Consider the following 12,038-nt stretch of genomic DNA (forward strand, 5'->3'; position numbering starts at 1 on the left):
CCCTTACAGAGCCAAATCGCGATTAAGTACCAGCGCCAGCAGCGCCTGGCGGGCGAAAATGCCGTTACCGGCCTGCTGGAAATACCAGGCGTGCGGCGTTTTATCCACATCGGTGGTGATTTCATCAACGCGCGGCAGCGGGTGCAGCACTTTCATATTGCTGCGTGCACGGGTCAGGTCGCTGGCGCGCAGAACGAATTGCGCTTTAACGTTGGCGTATTCCGAGGGATCGAGGCGCTCTTTCTGTACGCGGGTCATGTACAGAATGTCGACCTCCTCCATCACCTCTTCGATGCTGGCGTGTACGCTCCAGGCCATGCCTTTTTCATCAAGCATATCGAGGATGTACTGCGGCATGGCCAGTGCGTCCGGGGCGATAAAGTAGAAACGGTTACCGCTAAACTTCGCCAGCGCCTGCGCCAGCGAGTGCACCGTGCGGCCATATTTCAGGTCGCCGACCATAGCGATATTGATATTTTCCAGTCGGCCCTGGGTTTCCTGAATGGTGAACAGATCGAGCAGCGTTTGCGTCGGATGCTGGTTAGCGCCGTCGCCGGCATTCAGCACCGGCACACCGCCGGAAAACTCCGTGGCCAGTCGCGCGGCGCCCTCCTGCGGGTGACGCATCACAATCGCATCAACATAGGTGCTGATGACCGAAATGGTGTCGGCCAGCGTTTCGCCTTTTTTCCCCAGCGATGTGTTGCTGCTGTCTGAGAAGCCCACCACGCTCGCGCCAAGTCGATGCATGGAGGTTTCAAACGAGAGACGCGTGCGGGTGGAGGCTTCAAAGAAGCAACTGGCGATCACCTTGTGTTTCAGCAGCTCCGGCTGAGGGGTTGCCTTCAGTCGCGCGGCGGTGGCGAGCACCAGTTCAAGTTCTTCCCGGCTGAGATCGTTTATGGAAATGATATGTTTCTGATATAGCGGATTAGCCATGGTTATCTCCTGACGACTGCGCAAAAAAAAGCCCCTCAATAGAGGGGCTGTGAATAGGATTAGCAACGGGAAAGGAAAACGGCAGGCCTGCGCCCTTTTTCAGACGCGGTAAGACAGTCTGTCGTACACACTGGACCATACTTCCTCCCGGCAAATTGTCCCGGATTATACGCAGCTGTTTTTGCGAATCAAGCGATTGATGCACATTTTACCCATGGCAAACGGTTCTATATGAATAATCATGCGATTTAAGCAAATATTTAATCTGTTTATGCACCAGCGCAGTGCGTGCGACCTCACGCGGTGCCACCCAGACAATACTGCTTCCCGCCACCACGCCAAGTACCCCGGATAATTGGTGATAATCCAGAATACGCGCCACCGCGCGGCCGTACCCGGCGGCAGTGTGGATAAGGATAAATTCGCTGTTATGTTCGACGCTGACCACCATTTCAGAAATGGAACGGGCGGCGTCTGGCGCGGGGCGCGATTGCGGATTTACCGAATAAATTTTTTGTCCTTTGGCGTTGCGAATTTTGATGACGCCGAGCAACTTCAGCAGGCGGGAAACGGTAGACTGGCTGATACTGTCAAAGCCGTGATACTGAAGGTCACGGCGAATTTCCTCCTGGGAAAGGTAGCTTTTCTCGCTAATCAGACGCTGGCACACCTCCAGCTGTAGCTGCTCTTTCGCAGAATAATCTCCATATTCGTTCATGTTATTTTTCCCATTGATGTTGCCGAACCTGCTGTAAGCCGGATAAACAACGCGTTATCCGGCATTTATCCACCCTTACAGCAGGGCTCCAAGGCTCAACGCCGCCATGATCAGAACAGTCAGGATCGCCAGCAGCGGCGCCACCCACTTCAGGTAACGCACATATGGAACATGCGCAATCGCCAGACCGCCCATCACCACCGCGGAGGTGGGCGTGACCAGGTTGACGATGCCGGATGCAGATTGATAGGCCGTCACCACCAGGTCGCGGTTGACGTTAGCGAAATCAGCGAGAGGCGCCATGATCGGCATCGTCAGAACCGCCAGCCCGGATGAAGAAGGCACAAGGAACGACAGCACCACTTCCAGCCAGTACATCACGTTGATAAACGCGACGGTGGATAACCCACTGACCATACCCTCGGCACTGTGCAAAATAGTGTGGGTAATCATCCCCTTATCCATGATCACCACAATACCGCGTGCGATGCCGATAATCAGTGCGACACCCAGCAGATCCCGCGCGCCGTTGATAAAGGTGGAGGTCAGTTCCTCTTCGCTCATTCTGGCGATAAGCCCGATGATAATGGCACTGGCGAGAAACACCGCGGAGATTTCCGCCATCCACCAACCACGCACCGACACGCCATAAATCATGACCGCAAAGGCCACCACAAAGATAAGCAAGATCGCTTTGCGCACCGGGGTAAACGCCAGCGTTTCCGCCGATTTATTGCCGAGAAAATACGCACGATCTTCTTGCTGTTTATCTGCGAGGATCGAGAGCGCCGGGTTGGCCCGCACTTTGCGGGCGTAATGCATCACCCACGCCACGCAAATCATCCAGCCCACCACCAGCATAACCGCGCGCAGAATAATACCGTGGGTAAAGGGGATCCCGGCGGCGTTGGCGGCGATCACCGTGGCGAAAGGGTTGATGGTGGAGCCGAGCGTACCGATCCCCGCGCCGAGCAGGATCGTTGATGCGGCGACCAGCGGATCGAACCCGGCGGCCAGCATTACCGGCACCAGCAAGGTGTAAAACGGCAGAGACTCTTCCGCCATGCCATAAATGGTGCCGCCCGCGGCAAACAGCGCCATCAGGATCGGGATCATCCACTCTTCCCGCCCGCGCAGCCGCGTGGTGACGCGCTCAATACCCGCGTCGATCGCCCCGGTTTTGGTGACGATGCCAAGAAAGCCGCCGATGATCAGAATAAACAGCGCCACATCAATGGCGCCCGCCTGGCCGCTCACCGGATCGTACAGGCCGCTGATGGGGGCCATAATCACCGAAATAAGCCCCTGCGGGTGGGCGGCGACGTGGGCATAGGTGCCAGCTATCGGCACCTCTTTGCCTAAGGCCGGGTTGAGCGTCATTTGATACTGCCCGGCAGGGATCACCCAGCTCAGGGCGGCAACCACGGCGATCAGGAAAAAGAGAATGGTGTAAGCGGAAGGAAATTTGAACTTGCCCATGATGTTCTCCGTTGCCCCGGCGCACCCTCGGCACGCCGGGGGAGTCGTTAGTCGCCGAGTGTCGCCACCATAACCGCCTTAATGGTGTGCATACGGTTTTCTGCTTCGTCAAAGACGATAGAGTTGGCGGATTCGAAGACCTCTTCCGTGACTTCCAGTCCTTTCAGGCCATAGGCCATCTCGATTTCGCTACCGACTTTGGTGTGCTCGTTATGGAAGGCGGGCAGGCAGTGCATGAATTTGACGTTCGGGTTGCCCGTGGCTTTCACCACCGCAGCATTAACCTGATAGGGTTTCATCAGGCTGACGCGTTCGGACCAGGCTTCTTTCGGCTCGCCCATCGACACCCACACGTCGGTGTAGAGGAAATCAACGCCGTGTACGCCTTCGTCCACATCATCGGTGAGCGTGATGCGTGCTCCGGTTTGTTTGGCAATGTCGCGACAGCGGGCAACCAGCGCCTCTTCCGGCCAGAATGATTTTGGTGCGACCAGACGGATATCCATCCCCATTTTCGCCGCGCCCACCATTAGCGAGTTGCCCATGTTATTGCGTGCATCGCCCAGGTAGGCAAAGCTCAGGTCCGGCAGGGTTTTCCCCGGCGCATGCTCCAGCATGGTCATCAAATCCGCAAGGATCTGCGTGGGGTGAAACTCGTTGGTCAGCCCGTTCCAGACCGGAACGCCAGCGTACTGGCCCAGCTCCTCGACGATATCCTGCCCATAACCGCGGTATTCGATGCCGTCATACATACGGCCCAGCACGCGCGCGGTGTCTTTCATCGACTCTTTATGACCAATTTGCGAACCGCTTGGCCCGAGGTATGTCACCTGCGCACCCTGGTCGAAAGCGCCGACTTCAAACGCGCAGCGGGTGCGGGTGGAGGTTTTTTCAAAAATCAACGCGATGTTTTTGCCCACCAGCGTTTTCTTCTCGCGCCCGGCTTTTTTGTCGGCTTTCAGCGTGATGGCCAGATCGATCAGGTGCTGGATTTCTGCCGGGGTGTAGTCCAGCAGTTTGAGAAAATTGCGGTTTTTCAGGTTGATAGTCATTTGGTGATCCTTGTTAAATGAAAGCGTTGTTGCCCCTCACCCTAACCCTCTCCCCAGAGGGGAGAGGGGACCGGTCCCGTTTCCTCTTCTCCATGGGGAGGTGAGACGAGCTCTGTTTTCCTCTTCCTTTTGGCGAGGTGAGGCGAGCTGTGTTTTCCCCCTCTCCCTTAGGGAGAGGGCCGGGGTGAGGGGAAAAATCAGTGACGAATCAGCGTGCCCTTGTCCCCACTGAGGATGGACAACCCATCCGCCAGCGCGCCGATCCCGGCAATACCGTTACAGGCTTCAACAAACTGGCTGCAGGCGGCGACTTTCGGCCCCATAGACCCTGCGTCAAACGACAGCCCTTGCAGGACTTCCGGCGATATCTGCGCCAGCGGGCGCTGGGTCGGTTTGCCCCAGTCGAGGTAGACGGCGTCTGCATCGGTGAGGATCAACAAAGCGTCGGCTTCTATCTGACGGGCCAGCAGCGCAGCGGAGAGATCTTTATCGATGACCGCTTCAACGCCGTGATAGCCGTTGGCGTTTTCCACCACCGGTACACCGCCGCCGCCATTGCAAATCACCAGATGCTCGCGCTGGATCAGCGCGGCAATCGCGTCGCTCTCGACAATGCGTTTGGGCTGCGGAGAAGGGACGACGCGGCGGACGTAGTGGCCATCAGCCTTAAAGACCCAGCCTTTTTCCTGTTGCAGAGCGGCAGCCTGCGCGTCGTTGTAGACCGGGCCGATATACTTGGTCGGATGGCGGAAAGCGGGATCGGCCGCGTCCACTTCCACCTGCGTGAGCAGGACGCTGACTTCGCGCTGGGGTAAGCGGTTTTTCAACGCCTGTTGCAGCATGTAGCCGATCATCCCCTGGCTTTCCGCGCCGAGGATGTCGAGCGGGTAGGGGGCGACTTTGTCGTAGGCGCTGTTCTGCAACGCCAGCAGGCCGACCTGCGGCCCGTTGCCGTGGACCAGCACCACGTTCCACTGTTCCGTGAGCGCGGCAATGGTGCGCGCAGCCAGATCGATATTCTGGCGCTGGATATCAGCTTCCAGCGGTTCGCCGCGTTTGAGCAGGGCATTGCCGCCAAGGGCGACAACCAGTGTGGGTTTCCTTTTCATGTTTGCTCCTTTAAATGCCATCTCGTTCCAGCGGGCAGCTCATGCAGCGCGCACCGCCGCGTCCGCGTCCCAGTTCATCGCCGGGGATCGGCAGCACAGTGATGCCGGCTTTGTCATATTTTTCGTTGGTCCAGGTGTTGCGTTCGTAACCCACCACGACGCCAGGGCGCAGGGTCAGCACGTTATTGGCGTCGTTCCACTGCTCGCGTTCGGCTTCGAAAGCGTCTCCACCGGTGGTGATCAGGCGTACCTGGTCAATGCCGAGCGCTTTTTCAATGGCATGCAGCAGATCCTCTTCCTGAAGGCGTTGCAGCCCGCCGCGCCCGTCCGGCGTCAGCGTCCAGCACTGGGCGTCTTTGCGGACGACTTCGGGATAGACAGAGAAGGTGTCGACATCGATGTGTGTCATCACGGTATCGAGGTGCATGCAGGAGCGGTGTTTCGGCAATTCCACGGCGATAACGCGCTCTGCCTGGCGGTGTTTAAACAGGCTGTTGGCAAGAAACTCGACGCCCTGCGGTGTGGTGCGTTCCGACATGCCAATTAATACCGCGCCGCGACCAATCACTAATACGTCGCCGCCTTCGAGGGTGGCGTGGTCATAATTAATATTCTCGTCGCCGAAGTATTTAATAAATTCTCCGTCGGCAAAGGCCGGGTGCCAGCGATATATTGCCCGCAGATTATTGGTCTCACGCTGGCGGGCAGGTTTGGCCATCGGATTAATCGAAACACCGTTATAAATCCAGCATGATGTGTCGCGGGTAAATAAATGGTTGGGCAACGGCTTCATAATAAAATCATTAGCAGTGTGGGTATCCACAACCATATTTTTAATAAATGCCGGAATTTCACCGTAGGTGAGTCCACCGCTCAACCGGCGCGCCAGTTCGCGGTGCTGCATATCCGCCAGCCAGCCACGTACATCGCTGGCGAAGGTAGGCCCAAGGCGGTAATCGGAGATTTGCATCTCCAGCAGCCAGGTTTTTGCTTCAGCAATATCAAGCGTTTGTGTCAGAAGGTCGGTTAACAGCAGGACTTCCACACCCTGTTCACGCAGGGTGTTTGCGAACACATCATGCTCTGCACCCGCACGTTCAACCGATAACACATCATCAAATAACAACTCCTGACAATTAGAAGGGGTTAAGCGTTTCAGACTTAAATTTGGGCGGTGCAGCATAACGCTACGCAATTGACCAATTTCAGAACCGACGTAATGCTTTTCCATAATTATTCCTTTAACTGTTTTTTAAGAATAAAAAGGGGCGTGCCATGAACATGATTTAATTCATGGCTCGATAAGCTCAATTAATTTTCATGGCTCATAGTAGGTGTCGGGAAAATTAAAAATGTGAGCTGGTTCACGTCGAAATTGATATTGTCGGGAGAGTGTTTGAATACATGATTCGCATCAGAGAACTGTTAATCAGCAATATTATCAGGGTGAATGCCTACGCGTTAACGGCTGTAATTATTCATGGTTGTTATAGATTTGTGTGGAATGATTAATTTTGCATATTTTGTAACGTGTTGAATTTAGTGCATTTGTTTTCTGCTGCGGAATGGGTATGCATAAAAGCAATGAAAATATTTCCTGCAACGGTTTAATTTAAAAATAATGCGTGAATTTATGCGCGCAGAGTGGGGGGAATAAAGTGTGAAGCAACCCCATTTTTTTTAATAAACCATGCTTAATCAGTCACACAGCGCTTGCCGGATACCGCCTCTCGCTGGCTTTATGCATAATCTCTGCATAAATGCCGTCAGCGTCTTAACAGCCATTTAACACCCGTTGCGATAACTATGCGTTGTCGCAAATCTCCTGCAAAAAAGGGTGGTATGGCAGTGGGAATTCTCGTATAACCATGGGAAATGAAACGGTGTTTTATATCGAGGATTGAACCATGATCGTTGGCAATATTCATAATGTACAGTCCTGGCTGCCGGAAGAGCTGCGCCAGGCGATTGAACTGATTAAGCAACATGTCACCGACGCAACGCCGACCGGTAAACATGAGATCGACGGCAGCCGCCTGTTTTATCTGGTATCGGAAGATATGACCCAGCCTTTTGCCGAGCGCCGTGCGGAGTATCACGCACGTTATCTGGATATTCAGATCGTTCTCAAAGGCCAGGAAGGCATGACGTTCAGTACGCAACCAGCGGGCGCGCCGGATACCGACTGGCTGGCGGATAAAGACATCGCCTTTTTACCGGAAGGCGTGCAGGAAAAGACGGTGGTGCTGAACGAAGGGGATTTTGTGGTGTTCTACCCGGGCGAAGTGCATAAACCGTTGTGCGCGGTGAATGCCCCGGCGCAGGTGCGTAAAGTGGTGGTTAAACTGCGGGTGGAATAAGAAAAGGCGCCCGGTCGCACAGCGCTGACCGGGCCGTATCGCGTTATTGACTCAGTGTTGCCACCATCACCGCTTTGATGGTGTGCATGCGGTTTTCCGCCTGATCAAACACAATGCTCGCCGGAGATTCAAACACCTCGTCGGTGACTTCCATACCGCCGTGTAAACCAAACTCTTCCGCCATTTTCTTGCCAAGCGTGGTCTGATCATCATGGAACGCGGGCAGGCAGTGCAGGAATTTCACCTGCGGGTTGCCGGTCAGCGACAGCATTTTGCTGTTAACCTGATACGGGCGCAGCAGGGCGATACGTTCGGCCCACTTCTCTTTGGCTTCGCCCATCGACAACCAGACATCGGTATAGATGAAATCAGCCTCTTTTACGCCTGCGGCGATATCTTCCGTCAGCGTAATGTTTCCGCCGTTTTTCACCGCCAGCGCCCGGCATTCCGCCACCAGGCTGGCATTTGGCCAGCAGGCTTTCGGCGCAACCAGACGCAGGTCGAGGCCAGCAAGCGCGGCGGCTTCCAGCATCGAGTTGCCCATGTTGTTGCGCGCATCGCCTGCATACACCAGCGTCATCTGGCTAAAGGCTTTGCCCGGCAGGTGCTCGCGCATGGTCAGCAGGTCCGCCAGCAGTTGCGTGGGGTGGAATTCGTCGGTTAAGCCGTTCCACACCGGTACGCCTGCGTATTGCGCCAGCGTTTCTACAATCTCCTGACCATAGCCGCGATACTGGATCCCGTCGTACATCCGGCCGAGCACGCGCGCGGTGTCTTTAATTGATTCTTTATGCCCGATTTGGCTGCCGCTGGAGCCGAGGTAAGTGACGCGAGCGCCCTGGTCAAATGCGGCAACTTCGAAAGAGCATCGTGTGCGGGTGGAGTCTTTTTCGAAGATGAGCGCGATGTTTTTGCCGGTAAGTTTCTGGACTTCCTGACCTTTTTTCTTGTCTGCCTTCAGTTGCGAGGCGAGCTGCAGCAGGGTATTGATTTCAGCGGGTGTAAAGTCGAGCAACTTCAAGAAATGTTTCTGATAAAACGTAGACATAATTTCCTCACATGGCTAAGGCCACTTATTGAATTAAAATTCAATTTATATGGATGAATATTCATTTGCAACCCCAGGGGAGAAATCTTTTCGGCAGAGAGTGGAGGCATTGGCGGCGGTGTGTGACAATAAGTGTATCTGCCACATTATGAGGAACGAGCCATGGCGAACCCGGAACACCTGGAAGAACAGCGCGAAGAGACGCGTTTGATTATTGAAGAATTGCTGGAAGATGGTAGCGATCCTGACGCGCTGTACACCATTGAGCATCACCTGTCGGCAGATGATTTCGAAACGCTGGAAAAGGTCGCTGTGGAAGCCTTCAAACTGGGTTACGAAGTGACCGAACCGGAAGAGCTGGAGCTGGAAGAGGGCGATGTGGTGATCTGCTGCGACGTGCTGAGCGAAAGCGCGCTGAATGCCGATCTGATTGACGCGCAGGTCGAGCAACTGCTGAACCTGGCTGAAAAATTTGAGGTTGAATACGACGGCTGGGGCACCTACTACGAAGATCCGAATGGCGAAGAGGGTGACGATGACGAAGATGAAGACTACATCGACGAAGACGACGACGGTGTACGTCACTGAGTGACCGTTGCGGCAGCGCCCGCTGCCGCAAGCAAGGAACAGCCATGGATTACCCGCAAATACTCTCCCCGGTTCTCGATTTTCTCCACTGCCCGACCCCGCCATCCTGGATAGACAAAGCCCGTGATCCGGCCATGTTGCCGCTGCTGCTGACCGATCATATGGTGTGCGAGCTGAAAGCGGCGCAAACCGCAATGCTGCTGGTGCGTAAATACGTGGCGGATAAACGCGGTTCCGATGCGCTGCTGGCGTGGCTCAAACCCTATGAAGAGTTCACTTTTCGTGAAGGACCGGAGCCGGACTTTGTTGCTCTGCACAAGCAGATTGGCAAAAGCGCGATGCCGCAAACGGATGATAGCTGGGGCCAGGCGCTGATTAACAGCATGGTGCTGCTGATTAAAGAGGAGCTGCACCATTTCTGGCAGGTGCGGGAAGCGATGCTGGCGCGCAACATCCCATATGTCAAAATCACCGCCAGCCGCTATGCCAAAGGGATGCTGAAAGAGGTCCGCACGCATGAGCCGCTGACGCTGATTGATAAATTAATCTGCGGCGCTTACATCGAAGCGCGTTCCTGCGAGCGGTTTGCCGCGCTGGCGCCATGGCTGGAAGAGGATTTACAGAAGTTCTATCTGTCACTGTTGCGCTCCGAGGCACGTCACTACCAGGATTATCTGGCGCTGGCGCAACAGGTATCACAGGTGGATATCACGCCGCGCGTGCGTCATTTTGGCGAGGTGGAAGCGGCGCTGATCTCAACGCCGGATACGGAGTTTCGTTTTCACAGCGGCGTACCGGCGTAAAAACGCGCTGTAGCATTACAGCGCTTTCAGCATGCGCACTTCACAGTCTACGTGGCCGGTGCAGCCCAGCGGCCCGTCAATGTGCTCAAAGCCCAGATGCTCATACAGACCAATGGCATCGGTAAGAAAGGCGGTGGTTTCCAGATAACAGCGGGTAAAGCCTTGCGCGCGGGCGTGATCGAGCGCCATGTGCGCCAGCTTTTTCGCCAGACCCTGGCCGCGGGCCGCGGGCAGGAAATACATTTTTTGCAGTTCACAGATATCCGGTTCACTGCATTTTAGCGGCGCTACGCCGCCTCCGCCGACCACGGCGCCGTTTTGTTCCACCACCCAATACGCACAACCCGGGCGGCTGTAGAGCTGGTAAAGCTCATCCAGTTCGGGGTCGGCGACGGTGTAGCCTTTATCGGCGGTGAGGCCATACTCCGCCGAAACCTGGCGGATCACCGATGCGATTGCCGCGTTATCTGCAGCAGCAATCCGGCGCATTTTCACCTCTACCGGAGCGGTCACATTCATTTCTGCACTCTGTTTTTGGGGTTATGACGTGATCCTGCTTAATACCACCACAACGGCGTTCTGGCAAGACCAGGAATATTGGTCGCTATTCTTTCGACTTTAAAGTATCTAGACTTAAGAATGGACTTAACTCAACCGCAATATTGTTATGGTTGACTCTGTTTGTCTTGTTTTTTTTACGATAAGGATTGTTATGACTTCCGAAACTCATGGTTCCGTAACGGCTCCCGTTCGCCATTTTCTCTTTCAGGGCAGCGGCAAAGGCTATTTCGCGGTATGGCTGGTGAATATTCTTCTTACCCTAATAACCGCAGGGTTATATTTGCCCTGGGCATTAGTGCGTGCACGTCGTTATTTCTACGAGAATACTGAACTTGGCGGCGCGCGTTTTTCTTATCATGCTACCGGGCGTTCGATTTTTGTTGGCTGGCTCTGTCTGCTGGTGCTGTATGTGATTTTCCTGATTAACGTGGTGCACCAGAACGTTGGTCTGCAACTGTGCATGATTGGCTTATTCCTGATTTTCTTCCCGTGGCTGATTACTCAGGGGCTGCGTTATCAACTACTGATGACGGAAATAAACGGCGTACGCTTCAATTTCTACGCCAGCCCGCTGCGCGCCTGGTGGGTGATGATGGGGTGCCCGTTGCTGATTATTATCGCTTCAGTGGTGATCTTCTCCCTCTTTGCCTCTTCTGCTGTCAGTAGCGGTTCGTACGGCGCTATTTTCGCTATGATTGGTATCGGTACGCTGGTATTAATGCTGGGGATCGCCATTATGCAGGGTGTATATACTGCACAATGGTTTGGCATGCTGGTTAATAATCTGCAATACGGCAAACTGAAATTCGCCGGTGAATTTTCCGCGAAAAAATGCATCACAATTATTGTATTGTCGATGCTGTTGTTTGTGCCGTTTATCGCCGTTGTATTGTATATCGTTATTCCGGCGTTCTTTATGATGACGCAGTATGCCTATGCGGCTGGCGATGACCCGGAACAGTTAGCGCTGCTGATGGGACCGTTCTACGGCAAATTAATGTTCAGCTATCTGCTGTATATTGCCGGTGCGGTGGTTTGCTATATTTTCGCCTTTGTGAAGCTGCGTAATTACCTCTACAGCCAACTGACGCTGGAAGGGGATATTCGTTTTTCGTCTACGGTGACCATCGGGCGCGTGTTCGTGATCTCTGTGACCAACCTGCTGGTGTGCTGCGTGACGCTGTTCCTGGCGTGGCCGTGGGCGAAAGTGCGCTTTACCCGCTACCTGCTGGAAAATACGCACGTACACGGTGATCTGGAAGCGCTGCCGTTGGAAAAACACGACGTTCAACCGGCAAAAGATCCGGCGAACCTGTTGGCGCGTGGTTTGTCGTTCTATCCGGCGGCATTTTAATGTGACCGCTTTTGCCGGACGGCGCTC

15 protein-coding genes are annotated in these 12,038 nt (G+C 54.6%); 5 read left to right on the forward strand and 10 right to left on the reverse strand.

The genetic code is table 11. The features are described from left to right. Window positions 1-3 precede the first annotated feature (3 nt). Both pyrB and ACQ3G7_RS08530 read right to left on the reverse strand, forming a co-directional pair. Window positions 4-939: an aspartate carbamoyltransferase gene (gene pyrB, locus ACQ3G7_RS08525; RefSeq protein WP_430889514.1), complete on the reverse strand. Its 936-nt coding sequence runs from the start codon at window positions 937-939 to the stop codon at window positions 4-6. After that, window positions 932-1,078: a pyrBI operon leader peptide gene (locus ACQ3G7_RS08530; RefSeq protein WP_263098263.1), complete on the reverse strand. Its 147-nt coding sequence runs from the start codon at window positions 1,076-1,078 to the stop codon at window positions 932-934. The genes pyrB and ACQ3G7_RS08530 overlap by 8 nt, the downstream gene beginning before the upstream one ends. On the opposite strand from ACQ3G7_RS08530, the gene ACQ3G7_RS08535 reads away from it, so the two are divergent. After that, window positions 1,058-1,174 (forward strand): hypothetical protein, encoded by a 117-nt coding sequence (locus ACQ3G7_RS08535; protein ID WP_088237430.1) that lies wholly within the window; start codon window positions 1,058-1,060, stop codon window positions 1,172-1,174. The genes ACQ3G7_RS08530 and ACQ3G7_RS08535 overlap by 21 nt on opposite strands. Here ACQ3G7_RS08535 and ACQ3G7_RS08540 read toward each other — a convergent pair. The 5 genes from ACQ3G7_RS08540 to arcA form a co-directional block, all read right to left on the reverse strand. Continuing rightward, window positions 1,148-1,657, reverse strand: a complete 510-nt coding sequence (locus tag ACQ3G7_RS08540) for an arginine repressor (protein WP_061498215.1) — start codon at window positions 1,655-1,657, stop codon at window positions 1,148-1,150. The genes ACQ3G7_RS08535 and ACQ3G7_RS08540 overlap by 27 nt on opposite strands. A 75-nt stretch (window positions 1,658-1,732) precedes the next feature. Next, window positions 1,733-3,136, reverse strand: coding sequence for a YfcC family protein (locus ACQ3G7_RS08545; protein ID WP_263098262.1), 1,404 nt, complete (start codon window positions 3,134-3,136; stop codon window positions 1,733-1,735). 47 nt (window positions 3,137-3,183) lie between these two features. Then, window positions 3,184-4,188, reverse strand: coding sequence for an ornithine carbamoyltransferase (argF, locus tag ACQ3G7_RS08550; RefSeq protein ID WP_263098261.1), 1,005 nt, complete (start codon window positions 4,186-4,188; stop codon window positions 3,184-3,186). A gap of 197 nt (window positions 4,189-4,385) precedes the next feature. Then, window positions 4,386-5,297 carry a carbamate kinase gene (gene arcC, locus ACQ3G7_RS08555; RefSeq protein WP_263098260.1) on the reverse strand — a complete coding sequence of 304 codons (912 nt, stop codon included), beginning with the start codon at window positions 5,295-5,297 and terminating at the stop codon, window positions 4,386-4,388. A 10-nt stretch (window positions 5,298-5,307) separates the two neighbouring features. Continuing rightward, window positions 5,308-6,528, reverse strand: a complete 1,221-nt coding sequence (gene arcA, locus ACQ3G7_RS08560; protein ID WP_430889515.1) for an arginine deiminase — start codon at window positions 6,526-6,528, stop codon at window positions 5,308-5,310. A 676-nt stretch (window positions 6,529-7,204) separates the two neighbouring features. Between arcA and ACQ3G7_RS08565 the strand changes: the two genes are divergently transcribed. After that, entirely contained in the window at window positions 7,205-7,657 is a 453-nt protein-coding gene (locus tag ACQ3G7_RS08565) for a YhcH/YjgK/YiaL family protein (protein WP_430889516.1), read from the forward strand. A gap of 43 nt (window positions 7,658-7,700) precedes the next feature. Here ACQ3G7_RS08565 and argF (ACQ3G7_RS08570) read toward each other — a convergent pair whose 3' ends face one another. Together argF (ACQ3G7_RS08570) and argL are read right to left on the reverse strand one after the other, a co-directional pair. Beyond that, complete coding sequence (gene argF, locus ACQ3G7_RS08570) at window positions 7,701-8,705, reverse strand: ornithine carbamoyltransferase (protein ID WP_430889517.1); 1,005 nt, start codon at window positions 8,703-8,705, stop codon at window positions 7,701-7,703. Beyond that, the gene (gene argL / locus ACQ3G7_RS08575) at window positions 8,675-8,815 is read right to left on the reverse strand and encodes a putative translational regulatory protein ArgL (protein WP_430889518.1); all 141 of its coding nucleotides are present in this window, start codon (window positions 8,813-8,815) and stop codon (window positions 8,675-8,677) included. The genes argF (ACQ3G7_RS08570) and argL overlap by 31 nt, the downstream gene beginning before the upstream one ends. Window positions 8,816-8,867: 52 nt before the next feature. Between argL and rraB the strand changes: the two genes are divergently transcribed. Together rraB and miaE are read left to right on the forward strand one after the other, a co-directional pair. Next, window positions 8,868-9,293 (forward strand): ribonuclease E inhibitor RraB, encoded by a 426-nt coding sequence (rraB, locus tag ACQ3G7_RS08580; RefSeq protein ID WP_061498191.1) that lies wholly within the window; start codon window positions 8,868-8,870, stop codon window positions 9,291-9,293. A gap of 44 nt (window positions 9,294-9,337) precedes the next feature. Further along, window positions 9,338-10,096, forward strand: coding sequence for a tRNA isopentenyl-2-thiomethyl-A-37 hydroxylase MiaE (gene miaE, locus ACQ3G7_RS08585; RefSeq protein ID WP_430889519.1), 759 nt, complete (start codon window positions 9,338-9,340; stop codon window positions 10,094-10,096). A 15-nt stretch (window positions 10,097-10,111) separates the two neighbouring features. On the opposite strand, the gene ACQ3G7_RS08590 is transcribed toward miaE, so the two are convergent. Beyond that, the gene (locus ACQ3G7_RS08590) at window positions 10,112-10,615 is read right to left on the reverse strand and encodes a GNAT family N-acetyltransferase (RefSeq protein WP_430889520.1); all 504 of its coding nucleotides are present in this window, start codon (window positions 10,613-10,615) and stop codon (window positions 10,112-10,114) included. A gap of 193 nt (window positions 10,616-10,808) precedes the next feature. Here ACQ3G7_RS08590 and ACQ3G7_RS08595 point away from each other — a divergent pair, with 193 nt between their 5' ends. Next, a complete protein-coding gene (locus ACQ3G7_RS08595; RefSeq protein ID WP_430889521.1) occupies window positions 10,809-12,011 on the forward strand; it encodes a YjgN family protein in 1,203 nt (400 codons plus the stop codon). Window positions 12,012-12,038 lie beyond the last annotated feature (27 nt).

Source organism: Kosakonia sp. N21, assembly GCF_050587465.1.
Classification (GTDB): Bacteria; Pseudomonadota; Gammaproteobacteria; order Enterobacterales; family Enterobacteriaceae.

Coding starts and splice junctions, on each gene's coding strand:
- pyrB (WP_430889514.1), bottom strand. CDS start 939: ATGGCTAATCCGCTATATCAGAAACATATCATTTCCATAAACGATCTC.
- ACQ3G7_RS08530 (WP_263098263.1), bottom strand. CDS start 1,078: ATGGTCCAGTGTGTACGACAGACTGTCTTACCGCGTCTGAAAAAGGGC.
- ACQ3G7_RS08540 (WP_061498215.1), bottom strand. CDS start 1,657: ATGAACGAATATGGAGATTATTCTGCGAAAGAGCAGCTACAGCTGGAG.
- ACQ3G7_RS08545 (WP_263098262.1), bottom strand. CDS start 3,136: ATGGGCAAGTTCAAATTTCCTTCCGCTTACACCATTCTCTTTTTCCTG.
- argF (WP_263098261.1), bottom strand. CDS start 4,188: ATGACTATCAACCTGAAAAACCGCAATTTTCTCAAACTGCTGGACTAC.
- arcC (WP_263098260.1), bottom strand. CDS start 5,297: ATGAAAAGGAAACCCACACTGGTTGTCGCCCTTGGCGGCAATGCCCTG.
- arcA (WP_430889515.1), bottom strand. CDS start 6,528: ATGGAAAAGCATTACGTCGGTTCTGAAATTGGTCAATTGCGTAGCGTT.
- ACQ3G7_RS08565 (WP_430889516.1), top strand. CDS start 7,205: ATGATCGTTGGCAATATTCATAATGTACAGTCCTGGCTGCCGGAAGAG.
- argF (WP_430889517.1), bottom strand. CDS start 8,705: ATGTCTACGTTTTATCAGAAACATTTCTTGAAGTTGCTCGACTTTACA.
- argL (WP_430889518.1), bottom strand. CDS start 8,815: ATGCCTCCACTCTCTGCCGAAAAGATTTCTCCCCTGGGGTTGCAAATG.
- rraB (WP_061498191.1), top strand. CDS start 8,868: ATGGCGAACCCGGAACACCTGGAAGAACAGCGCGAAGAGACGCGTTTG.
- miaE (WP_430889519.1), top strand. CDS start 9,338: ATGGATTACCCGCAAATACTCTCCCCGGTTCTCGATTTTCTCCACTGC.
- ACQ3G7_RS08590 (WP_430889520.1), bottom strand. CDS start 10,615: ATGAATGTGACCGCTCCGGTAGAGGTGAAAATGCGCCGGATTGCTGCT.
- ACQ3G7_RS08595 (WP_430889521.1), top strand. CDS start 10,809: ATGACTTCCGAAACTCATGGTTCCGTAACGGCTCCCGTTCGCCATTTT.